The organism is Enterococcus sp. AN402 (assembly GCF_040719405.1).
GTDB lineage: Bacteria > Bacillota > Bacilli > Lactobacillales > Enterococcaceae > Enterococcus > Enterococcus faecalis.
Window position 1 is genome coordinate 1,952,396 of record NZ_JBFDTM010000004.1, and the last position, 26,459, is coordinate 1,978,854.

Annotated in this window: 25 protein-coding genes and 1 pseudogene; 5 read left to right on the forward strand and 21 right to left on the reverse strand. The window is 36.5% G+C overall.

The features are described 5' to 3' along the window. Positions 1-154 precede the first annotated feature (154 nt). Both AB1I62_RS10850 and AB1I62_RS10855 read left to right on the forward strand, forming a co-directional pair. On the forward strand, positions 155-934 hold the full coding sequence (locus AB1I62_RS10850; RefSeq protein WP_202250959.1) for a glucose 1-dehydrogenase: 780 nt from the start codon (positions 155-157) through the stop codon (positions 932-934). 85 nt (positions 935-1,019) lie between these two features. Continuing rightward, on the forward strand, positions 1,020-1,622 hold the full coding sequence (locus AB1I62_RS10855) for a YitT family protein (protein WP_002384244.1): 603 nt from the start codon (positions 1,020-1,022) through the stop codon (positions 1,620-1,622). 371 nt (positions 1,623-1,993) lie between these two features. Here the strand turns inward: AB1I62_RS10855 and AB1I62_RS10860 are convergent, their stop codons facing one another. From AB1I62_RS10860 to AB1I62_RS10880, 5 genes and pseudogenes are all read right to left on the reverse strand, one after another. Then, the gene (locus tag AB1I62_RS10860; protein WP_002379658.1) at positions 1,994-3,103 is read right to left on the reverse strand and encodes a hypothetical protein; all 1,110 of its coding nucleotides are present in this window, start codon (positions 3,101-3,103) and stop codon (positions 1,994-1,996) included. A 6-nt stretch (positions 3,104-3,109) separates the two neighbouring features. Beyond that, positions 3,110-4,384 (reverse strand): hypothetical protein, encoded by a 1,275-nt coding sequence (locus tag AB1I62_RS10865; RefSeq protein ID WP_002379659.1) that lies wholly within the window; start codon positions 4,382-4,384, stop codon positions 3,110-3,112. 197 nt (positions 4,385-4,581) lie between these two features. Beyond that, entirely contained in the window at positions 4,582-6,921 is a 2,340-nt protein-coding gene (locus AB1I62_RS10870; RefSeq protein ID WP_367019289.1) for a S8 family peptidase, read from the reverse strand. Further along, positions 6,914-8,020, reverse strand: coding sequence for an AAA family ATPase (locus AB1I62_RS10875; RefSeq protein WP_002379661.1), 1,107 nt, complete (start codon positions 8,018-8,020; stop codon positions 6,914-6,916). The genes AB1I62_RS10870 and AB1I62_RS10875 overlap by 8 nt, the downstream gene beginning before the upstream one ends. Positions 8,021-8,144: 124 nt before the next feature. After that, positions 8,145-8,450, reverse strand: a pseudogene (locus AB1I62_RS10880) (recombinase family protein); the annotation flags it as partial. A gap of 138 nt (positions 8,451-8,588) precedes the next feature. On the opposite strand from AB1I62_RS10880, the gene AB1I62_RS10885 reads away from it, so the two are divergent. Further along, a complete protein-coding gene (locus AB1I62_RS10885; protein ID WP_002379663.1) occupies positions 8,589-8,843 on the forward strand; it encodes a tyrosine-type recombinase/integrase in 255 nt (84 codons plus the stop codon). Between the two features lie 179 nt (positions 8,844-9,022). On the opposite strand, the gene sufB is transcribed toward AB1I62_RS10885, so the two are convergent. The 11 genes from sufB to AB1I62_RS10940 all read right to left on the reverse strand — a co-directional run bounded on the left by sufB (position 9,023) and on the right by AB1I62_RS10940 (position 19,296). After that, positions 9,023-10,417, reverse strand: a complete 1,395-nt coding sequence (gene sufB, locus AB1I62_RS10890; RefSeq protein WP_002356769.1) for a Fe-S cluster assembly protein SufB — start codon at positions 10,415-10,417, stop codon at positions 9,023-9,025. Positions 10,418-10,435: 18 nt separating this feature from the next. After that, positions 10,436-10,903 carry a Fe-S cluster assembly sulfur transfer protein SufU gene (gene sufU, locus AB1I62_RS10895; protein WP_002400834.1) on the reverse strand — a complete coding sequence of 156 codons (468 nt, stop codon included), beginning with the start codon at positions 10,901-10,903 and terminating at the stop codon, positions 10,436-10,438. Next, positions 10,890-12,125, reverse strand: a complete 1,236-nt coding sequence (locus AB1I62_RS10900) for a cysteine desulfurase (RefSeq protein WP_131639074.1) — start codon at positions 12,123-12,125, stop codon at positions 10,890-10,892. Before AB1I62_RS10900 ends, sufU begins: the two co-directional genes overlap by 14 nt. Then, the gene (gene sufD / locus AB1I62_RS10905) at positions 12,122-13,408 is read right to left on the reverse strand and encodes a Fe-S cluster assembly protein SufD (RefSeq protein ID WP_202250962.1); all 1,287 of its coding nucleotides are present in this window, start codon (positions 13,406-13,408) and stop codon (positions 12,122-12,124) included. The genes AB1I62_RS10900 and sufD overlap by 4 nt, the downstream gene beginning before the upstream one ends. A gap of 14 nt (positions 13,409-13,422) precedes the next feature. Then, a complete protein-coding gene (sufC, locus tag AB1I62_RS10910) occupies positions 13,423-14,193 on the reverse strand; it encodes a Fe-S cluster assembly ATPase SufC (RefSeq protein WP_002356763.1) in 771 nt (256 codons plus the stop codon). Between the two features lie 369 nt (positions 14,194-14,562). Continuing rightward, complete coding sequence (gene frr, locus AB1I62_RS10915; RefSeq protein WP_002356762.1) at positions 14,563-15,120, reverse strand: ribosome recycling factor; 558 nt, start codon at positions 15,118-15,120, stop codon at positions 14,563-14,565. Between the two features lie 3 nt (positions 15,121-15,123). After that, positions 15,124-15,846, reverse strand: a complete 723-nt coding sequence (pyrH, locus tag AB1I62_RS10920) for a UMP kinase (protein WP_002356761.1) — start codon at positions 15,844-15,846, stop codon at positions 15,124-15,126. Between the two features lie 260 nt (positions 15,847-16,106). Beyond that, complete coding sequence (gene tsf / locus AB1I62_RS10925; protein ID WP_367019290.1) at positions 16,107-16,988, reverse strand: translation elongation factor Ts; 882 nt, start codon at positions 16,986-16,988, stop codon at positions 16,107-16,109. Positions 16,989-17,093: 105 nt separating this feature from the next. After that, complete coding sequence (gene rpsB, locus AB1I62_RS10930; protein ID WP_002356759.1) at positions 17,094-17,879, reverse strand: 30S ribosomal protein S2; 786 nt, start codon at positions 17,877-17,879, stop codon at positions 17,094-17,096. Between the two features lie 183 nt (positions 17,880-18,062). Beyond that, entirely contained in the window at positions 18,063-18,500 is a 438-nt protein-coding gene (locus AB1I62_RS10935) for a GNAT family N-acetyltransferase (RefSeq protein ID WP_002367049.1), read from the reverse strand. 19 nt (positions 18,501-18,519) lie between these two features. Next, entirely contained in the window at positions 18,520-19,296 is a 777-nt protein-coding gene (locus AB1I62_RS10940; protein ID WP_002356757.1) for an RNA methyltransferase, read from the reverse strand. Between the two features lie 106 nt (positions 19,297-19,402). Here AB1I62_RS10940 and AB1I62_RS10945 point away from each other — a divergent pair, with 106 nt between their 5' ends. Together AB1I62_RS10945 and yidC are read left to right on the forward strand one after the other, a co-directional pair. Continuing rightward, on the forward strand, positions 19,403-19,678 hold the full coding sequence (locus AB1I62_RS10945; RefSeq protein WP_002356756.1) for an acylphosphatase: 276 nt from the start codon (positions 19,403-19,405) through the stop codon (positions 19,676-19,678). 166 nt (positions 19,679-19,844) lie between these two features. After that, positions 19,845-20,777 (forward strand): membrane protein insertase YidC, encoded by a 933-nt coding sequence (gene yidC, locus AB1I62_RS10950; protein ID WP_002384232.1) that lies wholly within the window; start codon positions 19,845-19,847, stop codon positions 20,775-20,777. 33 nt (positions 20,778-20,810) lie between these two features. On the opposite strand, the gene AB1I62_RS10955 is transcribed toward yidC, so the two are convergent. From AB1I62_RS10955 to era, 5 genes are all read right to left on the reverse strand, one after another. Beyond that, positions 20,811-21,002: a DNA-directed RNA polymerase subunit alpha C-terminal domain-containing protein gene (locus AB1I62_RS10955; RefSeq protein ID WP_002384231.1), complete on the reverse strand. Its 192-nt coding sequence runs from the start codon at positions 21,000-21,002 to the stop codon at positions 20,811-20,813. Between the two features lie 39 nt (positions 21,003-21,041). After that, positions 21,042-23,126, reverse strand: a complete 2,085-nt coding sequence (gene glyS, locus AB1I62_RS10960) for a glycine--tRNA ligase subunit beta (RefSeq protein WP_048737992.1) — start codon at positions 23,124-23,126, stop codon at positions 21,042-21,044. A 1-nt stretch (position 23,127) separates the two neighbouring features. Then, a complete protein-coding gene (glyQ, locus tag AB1I62_RS10965) occupies positions 23,128-24,036 on the reverse strand; it encodes a glycine--tRNA ligase subunit alpha (RefSeq protein WP_033594489.1) in 909 nt (302 codons plus the stop codon). Positions 24,037-24,675: 639 nt separating this feature from the next. Continuing rightward, the gene (recO, locus tag AB1I62_RS10970) at positions 24,676-25,470 is read right to left on the reverse strand and encodes a DNA repair protein RecO (protein WP_002374343.1); all 795 of its coding nucleotides are present in this window, start codon (positions 25,468-25,470) and stop codon (positions 24,676-24,678) included. Between the two features lie 82 nt (positions 25,471-25,552). Continuing rightward, the gene (gene era, locus AB1I62_RS10975; RefSeq protein ID WP_002359745.1) at positions 25,553-26,455 is read right to left on the reverse strand and encodes a GTPase Era; all 903 of its coding nucleotides are present in this window, start codon (positions 26,453-26,455) and stop codon (positions 25,553-25,555) included. Between the last annotated feature and the right edge of the window lie 4 nt (positions 26,456-26,459).

Sequence of the window (26,459 nt, forward strand, 5' to 3'; positions counted from 1 at the left end):
ATTACTACGACCAGTATTTTTTTTAAAGACCTTCAACAATAGTAGCTAACTTTAGACCATAAACTTTTCCGACAGTTTGTCGTATTTTATCAACACGCTGATTGACATGTGCTACCATGAAAGTATTAATAGTAATTTTAGGGGGAATGAATCAATGTATGGAGAATTACATGGTAAAGTGGCCGTTGTCACTGGTGCAGCTACGGGCTTAGGATTATTTATTACTCTGCGTTATATCTTAGAGGGCATGAATGTTGTTGCTGACTATGTCGGTGAGCTGCCTAAAGAATTTGAAGATGTCCAAGCCAAGCACGCAGACCGCGTAAAATTCGTGAAGGCTGATGTCTCTAATGAAGAAGATATTAAAGAGTTAGCTGAAACCGCTTTAAAAGAGTTTGGTCATGTTGACATTTGGGTAAATAACGCCGGTGTGGAGGCTTCTTTTCCGACAATTGATATGCCATTAAAAGAATGGCAACGTGTCATTGATGTCAATTTAAACGGTGTCTTTTTGGGTTCTAGAGAAGCACTCCGAATATTTAGAGATCAAAAAATCAAAAGGTCAATCATTAATATGTCCTCCGTTCACCAAAGAATTCCTTGGCCAACGTTCGCCCACTATGCGGCAAGTAAAGGCGCAACCGAAATGTTCACGAAAACAATCGCTTTGGAATATGCGGAATATGGTATTCGTGCCAACTGTATTGCACCTGGAGCGATTAACACACCTATTAATGCTGAAAAATTTTCCGATCCCGAACAGTTAAAACAAACAACAAGCATGGTTCCTATGGGCATTATTGGTAAACCAAATCAAGTAGCTGCTGCGGCCGCTTGGTTAGCTTCTGATGAATCCTCATACGTAACTGGAACAACACTCTTTGTAGATGGCGGGATGTCTCTATACCCTTCGTTCCAACACGGAGCTGGTTAAAAAGTAGTCTGCAACAAAAATTCATAGAGAATTTTTGTTGCAGACTTTGTACTATCACACACAAAATCTATTCAGGAGGCTTACCATGAAACTAGTCAAAAATGTTCTTTTAATTTTAATTGGTTTAGTTATTATCGGGATTGGCGCATCCACTTTAAGAGTGGCAGGTTTAGGAGTTGATCCTTTCACTGCTATGAATATCGGACTTTCTTCAATGTTTGGTATGCAATTAGGCATTTTTCAAATTATTGTCAATGCGTTTATTTTATTCTATGTCTATTTAAAAAACAAAAAAGCCATTGGTCTAGGAACTATTTTAAATATGCTTTTAGTGGGAATTTTGATTCAACAGATTTCTACTTGGCTTCAACCTTACGCCAATAGTTTAGGAGGCTCAACAATTGGCAAACTACTTTCTTTATTCTTCGGAGTCCTGATTTTTACATTTGGCTGCGCCTTATACATGGCTACAGATCAAGGCGAATCCCCCTATGATGCGATTGCGCCAACCATCTGTCAACAAATCAACAAACCTTACGCTTCTGTTCGAAAAGCACAAGATTTGTTGGTCCTATTAATTGGCTTTATTGCTGGTGGTCCAATTGGGATTGGTACAATTATTTGTGCATTTGGTGCTGGCCCACTCATTAGTTTCTGGAACAAGTTACTTCAACCTTTAGTAAAATAATTTTTTAACTAAAATATAAGAAAAAGCGATGACTCCATAGAGATTTTCTTCTCGAGTCATCGCTTTTTTATTTGTGCTTCTTTGAAGAAGCATGATTAGTGTGTTTCTTGTTTGGCTTTCCGTTGTTATTTTGGTTGATTATTTTGTTGGTAGAGTGAAAAACTAGCTGACAGAGCCTTCCAGCATAGATTTCATTAGAAAGAGTTGGAAGAAGTCAGTAAATATACGAATTAGCAATAAGTAAATCGTTACTCTTAATCACTAATGATTAGACAAAGAAAGTTCAATCGTAGTTAACAACGGAGTTAAATCAAATAGCATGGGCATGCAATGTTTTATACAATTTTACTTAAATAGTTTCACAGCTATACCTAGGACAATAGCTTAAATAATGTTTTATCTATATCTGTACTCCCAACGACAAAATGCAATATGATTTTAATTCCAAAAACATTATCCTTATAACTTGGTAGCAAACTATTAACTATATCTTCATCTAGAGGCTTTTCTAAAAGATCAAATTCCATGAACAATAAATCCATTGTTCTCAAAATGTCTTCTGCATATTTTGGTGCATTAATCAATCTTTCAACGACACTATTCAATGCTTCTGCATAATTCGGTGGTGAGACATTAACATTCAATGGTGTAACTAGATTTGGATCAGAACTTTTCAATTTTTGGCTTATCAAATAAGCAGCGGATTCAAAAATTTCATTCCTTCTATTAATTGGAATATCACTAGCAATTAATTTTTGATTAATGTATTCTTCTCTTTTTTTCTTTTCTAAATAGAATACTTCTCTATTAACTTTTAAAATTGAGTCAGTGAGCAGTATAATCAATTGATAAATTGCCCATCTGTAAGCTGTTTTCTGATCTTTTTCAAGTACATCATATGGAATTTTAGCAAGTTGTCGAATAGCTGTTATTGATTTTTTTAAGCCCGTAAAAGAATCGTATATCCAATAGTCTGCATTGATAAAACTGGCTATTTTTTTTATATCTATTCCTGAAATTTCGATACTTTTAAATTCCTGACTGATATTTAGCATGACTTCAGGATTCCATGAACCATACCATTTATCGCTATTAATATTAAATCTTTTTTCAACTTCAGCAAAAATTTTCTGATCAAAAATTTGAATATCTAATTGAGATGCATAATCAACTGCAGCTTTTTTTGAAGTAGCAATAAAAAGTACTTCATCAATATTCAAGTAATTTTTGATACCGTTTATCCACGTCAAACGCTCCATAGTTTTAATTCTTCCTGATTTGCAATCCACCCATACTCTATTACTTCTAAAATCGCTTGTATATTTGAGACCAATTACGTCTAGATCCGTTATTTCTTCAAAAATTATATCATTAGATGATTTTATTAAAATATTGTGAACAGCATAATATCCCATATAAAACAACAACCTTTTAGCTCTGAACTCTAATTGATTTCCTTTATTAATTTGCTTCTTTGCCATCTAAGCTCACAGCCTTTCATTTCTTAATACTTCTAAAAAGTAGTCCTCCGCTTCAGCAATTGGTGCTGCACTTTCCGCCATCTTCATTCTAACATATTCTGGAGATTCAAATTGTACTGAATTTTCTTCATCACTTGAGAAATCATGGGTTACAATGCTACTTTCAATATCAAAATTACTTGCCCTCAATATTCTTAAAGCCATCTCTCCAACATCTTTTTTAATAAGCTCCATGTAAAATCTGCCAGATTGATGAGAAGGCGTTATTTTAACAATACCACGACTTTCTAGTAAAACATAGTCTGTTCCATTAGCTGAGTGTGGTCCGACCCTTGCACCACTAACTAGTTTCTCTAAAAAGAGAATAGGATTTGAAAGCCTTGAATATGGCGTGAATTTTGTTCCAAATCTAATTGCTGAAATTAATAACTTTAAATCATCTAAAATATCATCCACTAAACTCTCTGCACCTAAAAAGTTAGATGTGAATAAGAAATTTTGTTCAAAATTTCTCTTTGTTTTTATAGTAACAGGATCAATAATTCCAGTTTTCTTGGCGAGAATAATTAATTGAGAATTCAAATCAATTTGCTTTTCAGAAGTTCCTTGAGTTTTTTGAAGCATTTCAATAAATGCCTCCAACTCTTCTTTACTAACAATATCAAGCTGCTGAAGTGGATAAATAATTTTGTCTTGCTTTCCAGCCCATATATATTCATTTGAATATATTGTTTCTTCCTTAATTACATTTTTTTTTAATAACATAAACTGTTCTTGATATGCTAATGCTTTTTCTATGTTCTCTTCATTATATCCATCATTTAATTCTGAATATAACTCTGAGCTAGATGTAGGTAACCGTTTAGTACTTGCCAATGTCTGTACTGTAATTCTTTCAGTATCCTCTGGTTCCATATATTCAAAATAATCGCCTGCAGCGGACAGTACTTCTTCATTCTCCAAAAAATACTCTTCAATTCCAATTATTTCATTTAAACTATCTCTTCTTAGTTCAAGTTTCTTTTCAGTGACAATTTCTAATTCTGGCAATATCGTATTCTTTAACTCTCTTTTGCCAATGCCCATTGTCCCAGCTAATTTTTCTAATTTTTTCATATTTTCAATTCTTGTATTTCCCCGAATGAGTCCTAAAAGTCTTCCAGCTTTACCAGAATTGTTTAACGCATCAAATTCCTCATAATTTGGTGTATTAGTTTGAAACTTATTTAAATGCTTTTGTGTTGCAACTGCCCAATATCCTTTTTCTACTTTTTCTTCCAAAACGTCTCCTCCTTATGAAATACTTATTTAGAAACCGTTTACTAAAACATATAATAAGTTTATCATACTACATGCATTAAATCTTCTTATGACAAAAAAATCACTTCATACAGTAATTAAAAAAAAATAGAAGACTAGTTTTCAAACAGACTAGTCTTTTCTAAATTTATTTATGTTTTCCCCATTCATCTAACATATTATATAGAGATTGTAACTTCGTTTACAATTTCCATACTATTATACCTAAAGTTATTTGCTGACAATTCTTGAACTGTACCTCCAAATACGTTAGCTTTTCTGTCTGGATCACTAATAGTTATAATAACACAATAATCCATTGAAAGAGTTTCTTTAGATTTTTTGGCTTTCTTCATAATAAAATCTCTATACTGTCCTTCTAAATACAAATACCAACTTCTATTGCTTGATAACGCACTATTAAAAAGCTTAGGTTTCAGTTCAGACAAGTCTGCTGAAAACTTTTTGACTGGGTAATATTTATCTCCATACTGAATCAACATCCTGTCTGTAGCATAATCAAAATTGGATGTAACCTTTTTTTTGCTATATAATTTTTTATTCAACATATTTTCAGAATTCTTTCTACCAATTGGATTGAGTATCGTTTTTTTAGTAGTGTCCCTATCAAACTTACTTTCATATGTTCCAAATCTGAACACCATATTTGATTGACAATATTCTGGTCCAAGTTCTTTTTCTAAATAATTGTTATATACTAGTGTAGCCTTTATTCTTCCTTTAAACTTCCCATCTTCTACTAAATTTTTTGGATAGGGAAAGTCCATAATGTCTATCCTTTTCCCTTTTTCCAAGTTACCTCTTAAAACTAGTGTAGTCGAGAATTCCGAATCCGAAACTAATATTTCATTGGAATTAAGCGGTTTTCCATACCCCAGTTTTTCCAGTCTTTCCTCCCCAGACAAAGCTGGCGATTCTCCATATTTGGCAGAATGAGTGATTAATGCTTTTAACATTAGAGGATCGAATTCTCCTGATAGTCCATTGGCTAGCTCCGCGATATTTTTAGCAATTTTAGGAGTTGAAAAACTCGTCCCTACTTTAACTGATTTTCTTCCGTCACTTGTTATACCCGTTTCGCTTGAAATGAAAAAATCATTTTGATCAACTGGATGAAATGTTGTGGCCGATAAATCTCCACCAAAATGACAAAGTTCAGGTTTGATAATGTAGCCTGGTCCTCTTCCTTTTCTAGAATATAATGATGGATGGTTTTCTTTAGAAACTTCATATTCATCAGAATTTCTGGTTAACGATCCGACTGTCAACGATCTAACAGATTCAGCACCTAAACTTAAGTTACCAACCTCTTCTTTTTCAAAAAATTTAGAATCATTGCCTGCCGATTTACATATTAATACAGCGTAATCGTCTTGTATTTTGTCTAAAGCAACTGCAAAATCAGAAAATTTATCTGTTGAGATTTCACCTTCTAAACTGACTGATAGATTCCATACTTTAACTTCCGGATTATTTTCAACAGCTCTCTTAATGTTATTTATTAAAGTTATCTCATCAACTCCATTTTTTGGTACGACAGGTACATCTACAATATTACATCCTGATACTGCATAATCTGAAACATTATTTAATTCATTTCCATGAATTAGTAAGCTCGCAATAAATGTACCATGCGTTGTATCCAGTTCACTATCTTCATACACACTACCCTTTCCACGCTTGACCCATCCAAGAGTATAATCATTAAGGCTACCCCCAGAATCCAGTAGCCCCACAGTAGGATACCTTTTTTTAGGATCAAAAACTAGAGAAGATTCCACATCTAAATTGATTGAATCTAACATATGAAAGGGTCCTTCGCTTTTTGCCATTGGCTCCAGTGATTTTATAGGTAAATTTTTAATAAACTTCAATTTATCAAATTTAGCATTTTTTATTTCTAAAACCCTCTGATTTCCTGCATAACTCCTATCCTCAAAAAAGATATTTCTACTTGAAAGAACATCAAATATATAGCTAAAGACTTGATTATTGATGCTTAAATCTTGAAAATCAAAAAAATTAATCTTATAGGTTGAAACATTTTCTTTTCCTTCAACAACTACAGGTGAATATTTCGAAATATTACTTACAGCAGAAATCGGGATTTGGAAACTTAAAACATCTTTTATATTAGAACTGATCTTATCTAATGAATCTTTAGAAGCAATATCAATTAGAATAGTATTTTCATTAGACATTCCAATTTGTCCGTACTTTTCATTTGTAATAAACATATCAATAATTGGTTTTTGATAAGATTTAGCCTTTGCATCATCAATAAAATTTACTTCTAAAGTGTGAGGAATCCCCTCGGGATAATCATTTAAATTCTCTTTTACATTGTTCACTATATCTACTAGGGTTTCACTCTTATTTTCTAAAGCTGCCCCCTCTAATACCCATTTACGAAGGTCTTTGCTATTGCCTCCTTCTGTTCTCAAATTGTCTTGCTCTCTATGAGAAAATTTAATCATAGGATATTTTTCATTACTCATTATTTACACCCTCCTTTTTCAAAACACTCCGTACTCTTCTTGATGGAAAACTAAAAACTTCTGTAATCTCCCTTTGACTAACCCCATTTTTATTAAGATACCTAATCAATTCTACTTCTGATATTTCAGAAGGATGTTCTCTTGTAAAAATCTCATAAACTATTTGGGAATACTTCAATTCACTTTGACCATTTATTATGCTCTTTTTAGCGGATGTATTAATAATTGACTTGATTGTTGACGGAGAGTACCCCTCCGTTAATTTGACTAATTGATTTATTTTTTTTGATTCGCCGTCGTAGTTAGTAGTCAATACTCCTGAAAACTCTTCAATCAATTCTTTACGTTGCTCACTTTCAGGCAAATTCAGTTTAATTACTTTGTCAAATCTTCTCCAAACAGCTTCATCCAATAACTGAGGATGATTAGTTGCAGCAATCAAAATACTATTGTCATCAAATGAATCGATATTTTGTAGCAGACTATTTACTACACGCTTCAATTCACCTAATTCATTTTTATCATCCCTAATTTTAGCTAAAACATCAAATTCATCTAGAAATAAAACACAAGGCTGTTTAGAGGCAAAATCAAATATTTTACGAATGTTTTTTGCCGTACTACCAAGCATTGAAGAGACTAAACCATCTAGTCTAGCCGTCACTAGAGGCAATCCGACTTGTAAACTAATAAACCTAGCCAAAGAAGTTTTTCCTGTACCAGGCGGTCCATATAGTAACAAATGACTATTTGTATCGATGCCCAGGCTAATAAGCTCATTTCTTTTCTGATATGAGAGAATAAAATCATTAATCTCATTTTCAATCAACTTGCTAAAAACAAGAGTTTCATCACTTTCTTTTGGTACGGAAACATCTACCATTTCCAACTTACTTTCGTTATCGAATGGTTTCGACGTAAGACTATCTAATGAACTCAATTGTGTGTTATTTTCTATAATTAACTTTTCTATCTTTTTTGCAATTTTTACTTGATCATTCTCTTCATAGTATTCTGAAAGCTTTCTAGCATAATTAATCACCTTCTGACGATTATTTGTTATTCCACCTTCAATAATTTTCAAAATCTCATCGTACACAAAAATCACCTCTTCGTACCCAATAATAATACATTCGTACTCAAAAATCAATAATTCGTAATCAAAAATATTTTTTTCGACAAATACAGATAAAAAATTCCGACTATAATTCTTTCCCAACAAATTAAATCTTTGATTCTATTTGTTGTTTTACCCTCTGAATCGTGCTCACACTCAATCGTGTCCTTTTAGAAACTTCTTTGTAACTCAGTCCTGATTTCAGCAATTCATAAGCATGTAGTTTATCATCTGTTATTTTGGCTTTAGGGCGTCCTTCTCGAAAGTTCGGATTATTTCTCTTAGCAAATGCTTTACCCTCCTGTGTGCGCTCTACGATCATGTCACGCTCCATTTCAGCTACTGATAAAATTGTACGTATTATCATCCGACCAATAGTTGTGTTTTCAATGGTTCCAAGATTAAGAACCTTATTTGGGGAAGCATCAGCCAATATAAGTAAAACCTTGGCTGTTGATGAATTTGGTAAGATTGTTATTCAGTCACCTAAGAGGGAAAACTCCAAACGGAAAGTGAAATTCGATGATAAGACTTTACGTATTTTAAAACGATGGGAATTAATCAAAAAGAATGGTACATTAAGTTTGGCATTAGCACTTTTGATAAAGACCAATTTATCTTTACCAATAAAAAGAATGGTCTTTACTATCCACAAGTAGCCAATGACTGGTTGAAAATGATTTTAGATAAATATGATTTACCCAAAATCACAGTTCATGGTTTTAGACATACATTTGCCAGTCTATTATTCAAAAGTGGTGTACCTCCAAAACAGCCCAAGAACTACTTGGCCACAAAAATTTAGAAACAACAATGAATATCTACACTCACGTTACAGACGATGATATAGATGATGCTCATAACCAGTTTGCCAAGTACGCAAATTTTCAAATCGTATCTATCAACATAGTTAGATAGATTTTCAGGCAAAATAAAAAACTCCGAATGCTGTTATATCAACATTCAGAGATTCTATTATAGGTTTTACCCTACACTACCTTCCATCTCATAACTAATCAACCGATTCAACTCAACCGCATACTCCATCGGTAATTCTTTCGTAAATGGTTCAACAAAGCCCATAACAATCATTTCTGTCGCTTCGGCTTCGGATAAGCCGCGACTCATTAGATAATATAATTGTTCTTCAGAAATTTTTGAAACTTTGGCTTCGTGTTCTAAGGACACTTGGCTGTTATGGATTTCATTAAACGGAATCGTATCTGATTTTGATTTTTCGTCCATAATAATCGTGTCACATTCGATGTGTGAAATCGAGCCTGCGCTGTCTTTGCCAAAAGTCACTTGGCCACGGTAGTTAACTTCGCCGCCATCTTTAGCAATTGATTTTGAAACAATTGAGCTAGAGGTATTCGGCGCATTGTGAATCATTTTGGCCCCAGTATCTTGGATTTGGTTAGCGCCAGCAAAGGCAATCGATAACATCGTGCCACGGGCACCTTTGCCATCTAAGTAAACGCTTGGGTATTTCATGGTTGTTTTAGCTCCTAGGTTACCATCAATCCATTCGACAGTGGCACCTTCATAAGCTTTAGCACGTTTGGTTACTAAGTTGTAGACGTTATCTGACCAGTTTTGAATAGTGGTATAACGACAATAAGCATCTTTTCTAGTGAAAATTTCTACGATGGCCGCATGCAAGCTGTTACTTGAATACGTGGGTGCCGTACAGCCTTCAACATAGTGAACGCTGGCCCCTTCATCGACAATAATCAAGGTCCGTTCAAATTGGCCGGTATTTTCAGCGTTGATTCGGAAATATGTTTGTAATGGTACATCAACTCGAACGCCTTTTGGTACATAAATAAAGGTTCCACCTGACCAAACAGCTGAGTTTAAAGCGGCCAGTTTATTATCTGTTGGTGGCACAAGTTTTGAAAAATACTCTTTGAATAAGTCAGGATATTCTTTTAAAGCAGAGTCAGTATCTGTAAAAATGATGCCTAATTTTTCAAATTCTTCTTTCATGTTATGATAAACAACTTCTGATTCATATTGAGCAGAAGCCCCAGCTAGATAAGCACGCTCAGCTTCGGGAATCCCAATTTTTTCAAAGGTTTCTTTGATTTTATCAGGTACATCATCCCAATCGCGCGCGGGTTTATCACTCGGTTTTTGGTAATATTTAATTTTACTAAAGTCAATATCTGACAGGTCTGGACCCCATTCTTGCATGGGCATTTTATTGAATTGTTCTAACGATTTTAAACGGAAGTCAAGCATCCATTCTGGTTCGCCTTTCACGCGAGAAATTTCGCGAACGACGTCTTCTGTTAGGCCGTCTCCGGTACTAAAGACTGGTTCCACATCGTCGTGAAAGCCAAATTTATATTCTTCTAATTCAGGTACTGTACTCAATTCGTCGTCACCCTTTCTTTATTTTTCACAATGTAAATGACCGGCTTCGCCTTGGCCGTTATTAGCAACAGCCTGCTCTAAGGCTTTCCAAGCCAAGGTTGCACATTTAATCCGAGCTGGAAATTTAGCTACGCCGCTTAACATTGCTGCATCGCCTAATTTTTCATCTTCGGCCACTTCATTTCCTTGAACAAGTTGAGAGAAATCCTCTGCTAAGGCCGTTGCTTCGGCGATTGTTTTTCCTAAGACTGCATCAGTCATCATACTAGCACTTGCGGTACTGATGGAACAGCCACTTCCTTGAAAGGCAATATCTTTAATCACATCGTCTTCAATGGCCACATCCAGTTCAATCACATCTCCACAAGTAGGATTATTCAGTTCAATTGTTTGGCTAGACGCATCTAGCGTTCCGTGGTGATGTGGGTGGCTAGAATGGTCCAAAATGACTTGGCGATATAAGTTATCTAATTTAGAAAGTGCCATGCTGGAAAAACTCCTTTGTCGCTTTAATCGCTTCAACTAAGCGATCTGCGTCTTCTTTGGTATTGTATAAATAAAAACTTGCCCGTGCAGTTGCTGGCACGCTCAGATAGTTTAATAGCGGTTGCGCGCAATGGTGACCCGCTCTGACAGCGACCCCTTCCATATCTAACGCCGTAGCCACATCATGTGGATGTAAACCTTCAATATTAAAAGCAAGCACACCTGTGTGGTCTTTTGGATTCTGTGGACCATAAATCGTCAAGCCCTCGATAGCTTGCAACTTCGGCAAAACATAGTGAACAAGGGCTGCTTCATGTTGATGAATGGCCTCTAAACCAATTTCTGTTAAATAATCAATGGCGGCACCTAAGGCAATTGCCCCGGCAATATTAGGTGTGCCAGCTTCAAATTTCCAAGGAAGCTCTTTCCAAGTACTTTCTTGAAGATGAACAAAGTCAATCATTTCGCCACCAAATTCCACAGGTTCCATTTGTTCCAATAAATGACGTTTGCCATAAAGGACACCAATTCCAGTTGGTCCACACATTTTGTGACCACTAAATGCATAAAAATCAGCATCGATGGCTTGAACGTCCACAGGCATATGAGGAACTGCTTGCGCGCCGTCTACCACCATCACAGCGCCATTTTGATGAGCTAATTGTGTTAATTCTTCGATTGGATTAATGACCCCTAACACATTTGAAACATGAGCAATCGAAACAATTTTCGTTTTTTCTGTAATTAGTTGACGTGCACTTGCCATGTCTAAAAAGCCGTCTTCAGTGACGTCTATATACTTCAAAATGGCCCCTGTACGTTGAGCTAATTGTTGCCAGGGAATAATGTTTGAATGATGTTCCATGTAAGATATGACGATTTCATCCCCGGCTGTAACTGCCAAGTCACCATAACTTTTGGCAATCCAATTCAAACTGGTTGTTGTTCCTCGTGTAAATAAAACTTCCGCTGTTTCTTTGGCATGGATAAATTGGCGAACCTTTTCGCGGGAGGCCTCATAGTCCTTCGTTGCTCGTTCGGCTAACGTGTGCACCCCACGATGAACATTGGCATTATCGGTTTCATAATAATGTCGTAAAACATCTAACACCGCCGTTGGTTTTTGGGTTGTCGCAGCATTGTCTAAATAAACTAGCGGTTCATCATTAACTTCTTGAAATAAAATAGGAAACGATTGACGAATGGTTGCTGCATCCATCATGCGTTTAACTTCCCTTCAATTACTTCTACAAATTCATTTTGTACTTCTTTAACTGGAATTGCTGTAATGACAGAACCTAGGAAGCCACGAATCACCAAACGTTCCGCTTCTTCTTTACGCAAGCCGCGGCTCATTAAATAATACATTTCTTCTGGATCTACTCGACCAACGCTGGCTGCGTGTCCGGCAGTCACTTCATTTTCATCAATTAAAAGAATTGGATTGGCATCACCACGAGCTTTATCAGACAGCATTAAAACACGACTTTCTTGCTGTGCGTCGGCTCCTTTTGCTCCTTTTAAAATGTGGCCAATTCCGTTAAACGTTAAAGTACCACGTTCACGAATAACTCCATGTTGTAAAATATGACCAATTGAATGTGGCGCTTTGTTTGTCACTCGTGTGTCGATGCCTTGTGTTTGTTTACCTGCACTAATTGCAACGACTTTAACTTCTGAATGAGCGCCTTCGCCAACTAAATCAGAATCAAAATCAGCAACAACATCGCCATCATTCATGACACCTAGAGCCCAATCAACAGAGGCATCCCGCATAATATAGCCACGACGATTCATATAAGTCGTTACAGTTTGCCCTAATTGATCCACAGCTGAGTATTTAACTTTTGCGCCATCTTTCGCAATCACTTCCACAACGATATTTCCAGAAGCTTTCTCTGCGTGATGACCGGTTGATTGAAAACGTTCTAAATAACTGAATTCACTATGATTATCTGCAACGATTAAAACATGTTTAAAGAAAGGTTGGTTGCTATCTGAATCCTGAATAAACAAAGATTCAATGGGCTCTTCAATCACTACGTTTTTAGGAACGTATAAGAAAACGCCACTATTCATGAAAGCCGCATGAGCAGCTGTCAGCTTATCTTCTTCTGGTAATACAGCTTTAGTCATATAGTATTCTTTAACTAATTCTGGGTGCTCTTGTAAAGCAGTAAAAATGTCTGTAAAAATTACCCCTTGTTCCGCTAATGAGGCTGGCAATTGCTCAAAAGCATGAAAAGATCCTTGTTGAACAATTAAAGGATTGTCTTTCATTTGATCAAAACTTGCGACATTTCCTTCAGAAGGCACATAACTTTCCATGTGAACATTTAATAAAGGCCAACGATGAAATTTCACACGATCAATATGTGGTAACTCACTTTCGTCAGCGTTTCTTAAAGCCATTGTTCGCAATTCAGTCATCCAAGCTGGTTCTTCATGTTCTAGTGAAAAAGCGGTGACTTCGTCAAGATAATCCATTAGATTTACTTTTTTCATTTATCTTGTCCTCCTTACGCTTCTTCTTTGTAATCAATACCTAATTCTTGGCTGATACCAGCATAGCCTTCTGTTTCTAAACGTTTTGCCAAATCAGCCCCACCGGTTTTCACAACGCGGCCTTCCATCATGATATGAACAACATCTGGCGTGATATAGTTCAATAAGCGTTGGTAATGGGTAATAATTAACGCACCAAAGTTCTCACCGCGCATTTCATTAACCCCTTTAGAAACTACTTTTAACGCATCGATATCTAAGCCTGAATCAATTTCATCTAAAATGGCAAACGTTGGCTCTAACATCAATAATTGTAAAATTTCATTTCGTTTTTTCTCGCCGCCAGAAAAACCTTCGTTTAAGTAACGCTCAGCCATTTCTTCAGGCATATTTAATAATTCCATTTTGCTATCTAATTTTTTTAAGAACTGCATGACTGACATTTTGTTGTCTTCGTCACGTTTTGCATTGATTGCTGCACGCATGAATTCAGCATTGGTAATCCCTGGAATTTCACTTGGGTATTGCATTGCTAAGAATAAGCCTAAGCGAGCGCGTTCGTCTACCTCTAAATCTAAAACGTTGACGCCGTCAAATAGAATTTCTCCTTCTGTGACTTCGTAGTTAGGATTTCCCATAATTGCTGCTGATAAAGTAGATTTACCAGTCCCATTAGGTCCCATAATTGCATGGATTTCTCCAGTATTAATTGTTAAATCGACCCCTTTTAGAATCTTTTTATCTTCAATTGATACGTGTAAATTTTTGATTTCTAACACAGACATGTACAATTCCCTCCAACTTGTTTTAATCGTTTTTCCGTTCTCACTCATTTTAGCCTAATTGAGAATGAATCGCAAATTACAATTGCTAAAAATAACAACTCTTATCATCAAATTTTAGGATTCAATTTGTGAAGGAAAATTTTAAAAGGCTGATATTTCAAAGTTTCTCTATATTTTTAAGTGATCCTCTCTACACAAAGAAAAAAATTCTGGTAGAATAAAAAAATTTATTAAAGAAAGCGTTTTCTTAAATAATTACTTTAGAATGACTTTCGCAAAGAGAGCGTTGAGATACGCCTTCATCATCTATACAAAAAAATCCAGAGCATTTGCTTCTCTGGATTCAATAATTTTTATTAGTGATTGGTTTTATACTTCTAAAAGTTCTTGTTCTTTTTCAGCAGTAATCGCATCGATATTTTTGATGCTATCATCTGTTAATTTTTGAACATCTTTTTCAAATGAACGTAATTCATCTTCGGTGATGTCGCCATTTTTTTGAGCTTTTTTCAACTCATCCATTGCATCACGACGAACGTTACGGACAGCAACTTTTGAGTTTTCCGCTTCTTTTTTCACGTCTTTGGCTAATTCTTTCCGACGTTCTTCCGTTAATTGTGGAATCACTAAACGGATGACATTTCCATCATTGGTTGGGCTAATGCCGATATCACTCATTTGAATAGCTTTTTCAATGTCAGCGATAGAATTTTTGTCAAACGGTGTAATCATTAATACACGTGCTTCTGGGATATTGATACTTGCTAATTGGTTAACTGGTGTTGGTGCACCATAATATTCTACTTGAATACGGTCTAATAGACTTGCGTTCGCACGACCAGCACGAATCTGACCTAATTCACGGCGTAAGCTTTCTTCCGCTTTTGTCATTTTTTCTTTGGCTGTTGCTAAAACTTCTTTAGACATTCTTTATTTCCCCCTTACAGTTGTTCCGATATTTTCACCAAGGATGGCACGACGGATATTTCCTGCTTCATTTAGGTTAAAGACAACTAAAGGAATATCGTTATCCATACTTAATGAGCTTGCTGTTGAATCCATTACTTGTAGCCCTTTAGAAATAACATCTAAATGTGTTAGTTCTTCAAATTTTGTCGCTGTTTCATCCACACGTGGATCCGCAGAATAAACACCATCAACATTGTTCTTCGCCATTAAGATGACGTCCGCATCTACTTCTGCAGCTCGTAACGCAGCCGTTGTATCTGTCGAGAAGTAAGGATTTCCTGTTCCTCCGGCAAAAATAACAACGCGGCCTTTTTCTAAATGACGTTCTGCACGACGACGAATGTATGGTTCTGCAATTTGACGCATTTCAATTGATGTTTGAACACGTGTAGGCACACCAAGATTTTCTAATGTATCTTGCAATGCTAAGGCATTCATCACAGTAGCTAACATGCCCATATAATCAGCTTGTGCACGTTCCATGCCCATTTGAGCACCAATTTGTCCACGCCAAATGTTTCCGCCGCCAACCACGATGGCCATTTCGATACCTAATTCATGGACCTCTTTAATTTCTTGGACGATTTCTTTAATGACTGGTGGTTTAATGCCAAAACCGTCTTCTCCGGCTAGCGCTTCTCCACTTAACTTTAATACGACACGTTGATACTTAGGTTTAACCATCATAATTCCCTCCAAGATTCTCTAAAAATCATTCAATTCCTCATTTAGATGACTTTTCACCAAAATGATTTTTTAGACCAAGCAGTGCGATCCACTGGTTTTGCCTAAAAAAAGGGAGCGCATATCAAAGTTATGCGTTCCCAAATGGCTGAAAGACTGCCTTGAATCAAGCAGTAATCAATTTATGCAGCTTCCTTTGGGGATCGCTGTCTGTTTAGATACTTATGATTCACGGCTTTTCAACCGAGCGTTTGATGCTCTTAGTTTTTCATTTGGCTCATTACTTCATCCGCAAAGTTATCTTCACGTTTTTCGATACCTTCGCCAACTTCAAAACGTACGAATAATTTTACTTCGCCGCCTTTAGAAGCAACAAATTTTTCGACAGTCATATCTGGATCTTTAACAAATGGTTGGTCAACCAAAGCGATTTCTGCTTTGAATTTTTGTAGACGACCAACAACCATTTTTTCAACGATATTTGCTGGTTTACCTTCGTTTAATGCTTGTTCAGTTAACACAGCTTTTTCGTGTTCTAATTCTTCTTGAGGAATTTGAGATTCGTTGACATAGCGAGGGTTGATTGCCGCGATGTGCATAGCAACATCTTTCGCTACTTCTTCGTCAGTTGTGCCATCGATAACTGTTAATACAGCAATACGGCCACCCATGTGTAAGTAAGCGCCAAATGCAGCATTGTCAGCTTTTTCGACAACTTCAAAACGACGGAAGCTGATTTTTTCACCGATAACAGTTGTTGCTTCGATTAAATCAGATTCGATTGTGCCTTTTTCAGTTTTAATAGCCATTGCTTCTTCCATCGTAGCTGGTTTGTTTTCAGCAACTTTAGTCGCAATATCTTTAACTAAATCTTGGAACATTTCGTTTTTAGAAACGAAGTCAGTTTCTGAGTTTACTTCAACGATTGCTGCAACGTTACCTACAGTTGCTACGTTTGCTAAACCTTCAGCCGCAATGCGGTCATTTTTCTTCGCTGCTTTAGCCATACCATTTTCACGTAAAAAGTCTACGGCTTTTTCCATGTCGCCTTCTACTTTTACTAATGCTTTTTTAGCGTCCATCATTCCAACGCCAGTCATATCGCGTAATTCTTTTACCATTTTAGCTGTAACGTCTGCCATTATTTGTGTCCTCCTCGGATATTATCAATTCTTTTTAAAAAAGCTATCTCAAAGGAGAATCAGGCTTTTTGTCGCCTAGCCTTTGAGACAGCTCCGTAATCATTATTATTCAGCTGATTCGTTGTTTCCTTCAACAACATCAACGATTTCTTCGATTGAAGTTGCTTCTGGTGTTTCTTCAACGAATAACTCTTCAGTTGCTTGGTCTTCCCCTTGGTTACCTTCGATGAAAGCGTCAGCCATTTTAGCAGTGATTAATTTCACAGCGCGGATTGCATCATCATTTGAAGGGATTACAACATCGATCTCATCAGGATCACAGTTTGTATCAACCATTGCAACGATAGGAATGTTTAATTTGTGTGCTTCTTGAACAGCAATGCGTTCTTTACGTGGGTCAACGATGTACATTACATCTGGAATTCTTGGCATATCAGCGATACCACCTAAGAATTTTTCTAAACGTTCACGTTCTTTGTTTAAGCCAGCAACTTCTTTCTTAGGTAAAACTTCGAAAGTGCCGTCTTCTTCCATTGCATTGATTTTTTTCAAGCGAGCAATACGTTTTTGGATTGTATCCCAGTTAGTTAACGTACCACCTAACCAACGATGGTTTACATAGTATTGACCAGCGCGGATTGCTTCATCTTTGATTGCTTCTTGTGCTTGTTTTTTAGTTCCTACGAATAAAGCAACGCCGCCTTCTTCTGCAACGTTTTTCATGTAATCGTAAGCTGCATCTACTAATTTCACTGTTTTTTGTAAGTCAATGATGTAGATACCGTTTCTTTCTGTGAAGATATATTTCTTCATTTTTGGGTTCCAGCGACGAGTTTGGTGACCAAAGTGTACGCCGGCTTCTAGTAATTGTTTCATAGAAATTACTGCCATGTTGTGTTTCCTCCAGTTTGGTTTTTATTTTCCTCTTCTTTTCGTCAACTCCTTGAAGAACTACCGTAGTAGCACCACTTCGCAGATGGAAAAGAATGTGGATTTCGTGTGTGAAAATCACACCTTTAACAGTATAAGATATTTTCAGAAAAATAGCAAGCCTTAAAACTAGAAATGTCGCTCCTACTGCGCTTGCCAAACAAGATGACATTCTTCGTTTCCCGTTTCATCGATGGTTCGCTTTTGTTGGACAAAGCCTTGTTTTTGATAAAAGGCATAAGCTGCTTGATTTTTCCTGTAAACAGCCAAAGATAAGAGGTCCTGTTCTTCTTTTGCTACTTGCAGTAATTTCTGACCGATGCCCTTCCCTTGAAACGCTTTTTTTATAAAAATTCCTGCGATATAGTTATCCATTAAGCCTAAAAACCCAATTATCTGACCCTCTTCTTCCGCTAAGATCAGTGTTGCTTTTGGCAACGCAGCGCGGACAAATGCCTTATTTTCTTGCCAATAAGTTGGTGCGACAAATGGATGAGCTTCTAGATTCGTTTGCAGCCAAATAGCCATAATGGTTTCTAATTCTTTTTCTGTTAACTGGGTTGTCTTTTTGATAGTCAGCATTTTTTGACACTCGTTTCTGTTATTGATTATTTTCAAAATAAAACATTAACACGCCTGCTGCGATAGCGACATTCAATGATTCTGCTTGACCTTTCATTGGAATATAAAGATTTTTCGTGGTTTCTGCTAACAATTCTGGCGAAACTCCACTACCTTCATTGCCTAAAATCAACGCATAATTTTCCACTGCCTCTTGTTCATAATAAGCAATCGCAGCTTCATTTAATTCTGTACCGAAAACTGGTAGTCCTTGCTTCTTGAATGCCTGAACCACTTCAGTCAACTCTCGTTGGAGAACTGGTAAATGATAGTGACTTCCCTGCATTGAGCGCAACACTTTTGTATTGTAAATATCTGCTGTGCCTTTACCTAAAATCACGCCTGCTAAACCTGCTGCATCAGCTGTGCGAATCATCGTACCAACATTGCCAGGGTCTTGGATATTATCTAAAAGTAACCAACCACCTTTAAAAGAAAGCGACTGCTCTTGTTGCGTTTCCAAGGTGACAATTGCCAAAATTCCTTGTGAAGTTGGCAGCTCCGACAAACTATTTAAAACCTCATCACTTACAAAAATTAATTTTTCTGTTTCTTGTTCAGCTAACCAAGTTCCCCATTCTTGTTGACCTCTTTGGTTAAACAAAATCCACTGGACATCGGCATTGGCCTTCACAGCTTCTTCAACTAAATGAAATCCTTCTATTATATATTGGTTCAGTTCTTCTCGGTACTTCTTTTTGTGTAATTTTTTCCATTCTTTTAATTGGTTATTTTTCGTTGATGTAATTTCTTTCATAAGTCACCTCGCCTTTGTATTATAGCATGCTTCTAGCTTGCTTGGATACTTGCTAGAACCAAGAAAAATCGCTATCATAAAGAAAAAAGCAAAGGAAGTGTCTCTCATGGAAAAACTAAGAATGAATGTACAAGGACGTGTCCAAGGTGTTGGCTTCCGCTACATGACAAAAATGGTGGCAGATCAATTAGGTGTCACTGGTTCGGTGAAGAACGAAGACGACGGGTCCGTTTCAATTACAGCAATTGCACCTGAAGACATAATGGAAACATTTATCAAAAAAATCAAAGATTCCCCCAGTCCGGCGGGACGTGTAACGTATGTTGATATTCAAGAAGACCCTTTGTTAGAAGAAACGGAACAATTTAAAGTGATTCAATAAACTTACTTTCTAACGATTGATTTCTTTGGGAAGAAGCCTTGAACAGCAAGTAGTTCCTGCTTTTTATTGATTTTTGTAAGAGCTTCTTTTCGATTTTGATTGAAAAAGAGCGCTGTTTCAAGTATAGTTAACCATGTAAAAATTTTTTAGAAAAGGACCGAATTACATGCGTAAATTAAACCGATGGCTTTACGGCTCTGGCTTACTATTTTTAGTAATGTTTTTATCAGGCTGTGTGAAAACAGGAGCAGATGGACAACCAACTGGTGAAGGTTTTGTCTATAACTTCCTTGTTTTACCGATGAGTAATGCAATTACTTATCTTGTCGATAACTTTAATTGGAACTATGGTTGGGCGATTATTTTTATCACCATTATTGTACGGATCATTATTTTACCGTTAGGCTTACATCAATCGAAAAAAAGCTTTATCCAAACGGAAAAAATGCAAGCAATCAAACCCCAAGTGGATGTTGCACAAGCAAAAATGAAACAAGCAAGTACGCGTGAAGAACAAATGGCCGCACAAGCAGAACTACAAAAGATTTATAAAGAAAACAATGTGAGTATGGTTGGCGGAATTGGTTGTTTGCCTTTATTAATTCAAATGCCTATTTTCTCTTCTCTGTTCTTTGCTGCTCGTTATACAAAAGGTATTGCCACGGCAAGCTTCTTAGGAATGAATTTAGGGCAACCAAATATGATTTTAGTGGCATTAGCTGGTTTAGCCTATTTAGCTCAAGGTTATATTTCAATGATTGGTATTCCTGAAGAACAAAAGAAAACAATGAAATCAATGCTGATTGTTTCACCATTAATGATTGTTTTCATGTCCTTTAGCTCACCTGCAGGCGTAGCACTTTACTGGGTAGTTGGTGGTATTTTCACATGTATTCAATCTGCCATCACAAATATCCTCTTACGTCCAAGAATTAAAAAACAAGTACAAGAAGAATTGAAAAATAACCCACCAAAACAAGTGGTTACTCCTATTAAGGATGTGACACCAAAAGAAACAAACAAAGCAACGCAAAAAACGAACCAACCAAAAGCAAACGGCAATAAAGGTCGCAATGCTGGAAAACAAAAACGTAAATAAAAAAAGGATCGCCTCTAAACGGCGATCCTTTTTTTACTTCAATTCTTTCCCAGTTATCTCTTCAATAGTTCGAATAGACTTTGGACCAAAGCCATGCAACGAAAGTAACGCTTTTCGGCCTCGTGCATAGAGTTCATCCACACTGTCGATTTTTTCATTCGTTAGCGCACGAACAGCTGGCTTTGATAATTGTGTTAAAATTTGTTCAAATGTTGTTTCTAGCATGCTGTCGGTTCCTCCATAGCGGTCGAAAAGCAGCGCTTTTTATTTTACAATTAATAAATCTAAGCTAGCAATTGATAACGCCATTTTAGCAATTTGCATTAATTGTTTTAATCGGTTTTGTTTGACTTTTTCATCCTCAACCATAACCATCGTTTCATTGAAGTACGCATCAATTAACGGACGTAGATTTACTAGTGCTTCATAGTTTTCTGCAATCGTGCGTGTCGCAAATGCTTCAGATAAATCGTTAACTGCTTGATACAGTTCTTTTTCTGCCTTATTTTCAAACAGACTTGGATCAATCCCTTCTTCAGTATCACCTAAAAGTTCTTGACCTTTTTTCGCTAAATTAATAACACGCGTTAAGGCTTCCATGGATGGTTTAAAATCTTGATCTTCAAAACGGCTTTTTAAAATATTCGCTGAAGCAAATAATTTCGATAAATCGGCTTGCTCAGCAGACACCACTGCATCGATAATGTCATGGCGAACATTTTTCGTCATTAATAATTGACGTAAGCGAGCTTTCACAAATTCAACGACTTCTGCTTGTCCTTCGTTTAGTAAAACGCCATATTTCTCAACATCTTGATTCACTGCTTCATCAACTTCTGTTTGTAATTGAACTAATGGGAAGGTCCAGCCTTTATCTTCAATAATTCGGATAACGCCATAGGTTTGACGACGAAGTGCATAAGGATCGTTAGAACCTGTTGGAATCATACCAACTGAGAAGAATGAAAAGACGCTGTCAAGCTTATCGGCTAAGGCCAAAACAGCCCCGATTGCTGTTTCTGGCAAATCACCTTCACTAGAAGTTGGTAAATAATGTTCTCGAATCGCCGTTGCTACGGCTGGTTTTTCGCCTTGTAATAAGGCATATTTTTCTCCCATAATTCCTTGTAATTCTGGGAATTCACCAACCATATTTGTTACTAAGTCAAATTTATAAATTTCAGAGGCACGTTTTAAATCTTCCAATTCCTCCTCAGATAAGCCAACTTTTCGACCAATGATTTGTGCAATTAAAGCAACCCGTTGCATTTTTTCATAAATTGAACCAATCTTTTCATGGAAAGTCACATTTTTTAGTTTTTCAACACATGCTTCAATCGTTAATTTTTTATCTTCATTGTAAAAGAATTCTGCATCTTCTAAACGAGCAATTAACACTTTTTCATTTCCTTTAATCACGTTTTCAAGGTGAACATTATCCCCATTGCGAACAGCGATAAAATGCGGCATTAATAAGCCTTGATCGTTACGAACTTCAAAGTAACGTTGGTGTTCTTTCATAGAAGTCACTAATACTTCATCTGGAACAGATAAATATTTTTCATCAAAACTGCCTACAAATGCAGTTGGATATTCCACTAAATTCGTAACTTCTTCCAATAACTCTTCATCTAAAGCTAACTGCCAATTTTTTTCTGCAGCGAGTGCGTTCGCTTGATCAACAATCATTTGTTTCCGTTCATTCGGTTGAACCACTACAAATTGTTCTTTTAATTTTGCTTCATATTCATTAGCATGTTGGAACGTCACATCGTCTCCCAAGAAACGGTGGCCACGAGAAGTTTGCCCTGTCGTCACGTCTAACACTTTGAAAGGAATTACTTCATCATCAAGTAGTGCCACAATCCAATGAATTGGACGAATATATTCGAAATCATAGTTTGCCCAGTGCATTGTTACCGGGAAAGTTAGACTTGTAATCACGTCATTTAATTTTGTTAATACCTCTTTGGCACTTTGGCCTTTGGTAAACTTCGTCACATAGACATATTCGACACCATTTAATTCTTTGAAAACAATGTCCTCAGTTGTAACTCCTTGGCCGCGTACAAAACCTTGTGCAGCTTTTGACCAATTTCCTTCAGCATCTAAAGCAATTTTTTTCGCTGGACCTTTTACTTCTTCTTCAACATCCGCTTGTTTTTCAGGAATCGCAGTTACTTTCACGGCTAAACGACGAGGTGTGGCAAAGGATTGCACTGTTTCATAGTCTAAATGATGTTCATCTAAAAATTTGATTACTTTTTCTTCAAGTTGGATACGGCTTGGTGTGACAACATGTGCGGGCATTTCTTCTAAGCCAATTTCTAATAATAAATCTTTTGCCATGTTATTCTGCCTCCTTGGATATACTTTGATCTTTATTTAATAATGGGAACCCTAATTTTTCACGTTCAGCCACAAAAATTTTCGCTACGGAACGAGCCATATTCCGAATGCGGGCTAAATATCCTGCACGTTCCGTTACAGAGACAGCGCCGCGAGCATCTAATAAATTGAATGTATGGCTACATTTTAAAATATAATCATAGGCTGGGTGAACTAAGCTTTCTTCAATACAGCGTTTAGCTTCTTTTTCAAATTTGTCAAAGTTTTCTAAAAGCATTTCTTGGTTACTAATTTCAAAGGAATATTTTGAATGTTCATATTCAGGTTGGACAAAAATTTCACCATATTTAACGCCTTGTGTCCATTCTAAATCATAGACACTTTCGACTTCTTGGATATATGATGCCAAGCGTTCTAACCCGTAAGTAATTTCAGAAGTGACAGGATGACATTGTAAGCCGCCAACTTGTTGGAAATACGTAAATTGGGTAATTTCCATGCCATCTAACCAAACTTCCCAACCTAAACCAGCACAGCCCATTGAAGGATTTTCCCAGTTATCTTCTACAAAACGAATGTCATGTTCTAATGGATCAATTCCTAATAATTTCAAACTTTCTAGATAAAGTTCTTGGATATTTTCAGGAGAAGGCTTCATTACAACTTGGAATTGATGATGTTGGTATAGACGGTTTGGATTTTCACCATAGCGTCCATCAGCTGGACGACGAGAAGGTTCTACGTAGGCAGCATTCCATGGTTCAGGTCCAATGGCACGTAAAAACGTGTAAGGACTCATAGTACCGGCTCCCTTTTCTGTATCATAGGCTTGCATTAACATACAGCCATTAGATGACCAAAATTTTTGCAAGGTTAAAATCATTTCTTGTACGGTTAACTTGTTTTTCATTGTTTTCCTCCTTGGAATATTTTTTATAGACATAGGGATTGGCTTTGCTTCGGGAATGTAAATTTAAAAAGGGCTACAGAGAAACAATTTTGTAGAATGGGATAATTTTTATGCTGTTCATCATCTACTCTGTCGCCTTTGCGCCAATTGAGCTTTTTTGAATAAACGTTACTATTTTTTCTTTTGGTGTTAACTGTTTGCTTTTTTTATTCGGTTACAACGTTCCCTTTGGTCACCTTGTGCTGTTCCACATCTACTCCATGTTTTTGGCTAAGCAGTTTGTTTTAACATAGAGGAGACAACGTTCCCTTTGGTCACCTTGTACTGTTCATCATCTACTCTGTCGCATTTGCGCCAATCGTAGTGATTCACAGCAAAAAGTCCCCATGCCTATTAATAGACATAGGGACGAATAATTATCGCGGTTCCACCCTACTTCCGATGTGTTCATCGGCAGCTTCGTTTGTCGTACTCCAAAGTGCCTTTCAAAAGTTCCGTGTTTCTGGCTCCCACTCTCCCAGATTCGCTTAACAGAGGGTTCTTTTTACTTCTCTTTTTCTTCGTACGTATTTAACTTCTCTATCATAATACGGTGTCTGAGGGAAGTTGTCAAATTTTTTTAGAAAAACGTCTGCTTGTTTATGTTTCTTTTTCTTCCTTCTTTCGTGGTGGAATTTTTAACGTATTTTCCCACGTTTTCATTTGATCAATAAATTTTTTGCTTTTTAAGTGCAACCCGACATATTCATCGTATAACATATCAATCGTTTCTCGAATACTTTTCTTAGTTTCTTCTTTTACTTGAATGTTTTGGACTTTTTCATAGGAGACTTGCGAAAATAAGCGAATAAAATGAATCGCTCTAGGATCTGCATGGTAGCGCTGTTCATCTAAATGCCAATGTTTTTCACAAAGCACACCGCTATACTTTGAAGAGTAGTCAAATTTCCCTTGTGTTTCGCCACAAGCCACACAATGATGCCATTCTGGTCGTACACCAAACCGTTCTAACAATTGAATTTCAAAAATATTTGTAATGATTTCCGGATCTTTTTGCTCATTTAAAGCGGATAATGCCATGTGGGTAAATTGAAATAAATTTGGGTCATAGTGCTGATCTTCAATTGCTGCATCGACTAAGTTTAAAATATATGTTCCGTATGCGTTAATAAATATGTCTTGTTGAATGTTTCGAAAAGGTTGAACTTCTTTGCTGCTATTGAGAAAAGATAAGCCTTCTTCTCTAAAATTTCCGATGTAGACGGCTTCTGTAAATGGCAGAATCGCTGGCAAAAGAGGATTATTTTTTCGATGCGCGCCTTTCACAAAAAACATCAATTTTCCATAGGATTCTGTAAAAATTTTGACGAGTTTATCCTTCTCTTTAAAATCCTTCGTAAATAAAATAATGCCTTTGGTCTCCCCTAATGCCATTCAATTCACTTCCATTTCTTATGTAAATTAGTGTAGTGTTTGGAAAGTTCGTTTATACACTCACTTCCCAAACACTACTTTCTTAATATTCTTCTTTGCGATAACCAAAATCTTGTAAATAGATTTTTTTGTCACGCCAGTCTTTTTGGACTTTTACCCACAGCTCCAAATACACTTTGTCATCTAATAAATATTCAATATCTTGACGCGCCTTGGTACCAATTTGTTTCAGCATTTTTCCGCCTTTGCCAATAATAATACCTTTTTGACTGTCCCGTTCCACAATAATGGTTGCTTGGACATGGACTTTATCGTTTTCATCCCGTTTCATTGAGTCCACAACGACAGCGACAGAATGAGGAATCTCATCTCTTGTTAAAAGTAACACCTTTTCACGAATTAATTCGGAAACGATAAAATATTCTGGATGATCCGTAATTTGGTCATCAGGGAAATATTGTGGTCCTTCTGGCATTTGCTCAACGAGAACATCCATTAAATGCTCAAAATTATTTCCTTCCGTGGCAGAAATGGGAATAATTTCTTTAAAGTCCATTTGTTTCGAATAGTCTTCAATAATACTCAATAAATCATCTGGATGGACTTTGTCAATTTTATTAATAATCAAGTAGACTGGACTATTATTATTTTTCAATCGTTCAATAATAAAGTCGTCACCTTTCCCGCGTTTTTGATCAGCACTTACCATAAATAAAGTAGCATCTACTTCACGCATCGCATTGTAGGCACTTTCCACCATGAAATCGCCTAAGCGGTGTTTAGGTTTGTGAATCCCTGGAGTATCGATAAAAACAATTTGTGCTTCAGGAATTGTATAAATTCCTTGAATCTTATTACGAGTTGTTTGTGCTTTGTCACTCATAATTGCAATTTTTTGGCCGACAATTCGATTTAACAATGTTGATTTTCCAACATTTGGTCTGCCGACAATGGCTACGAAACCAGATTTATGTTCAGTTGTCATTGTA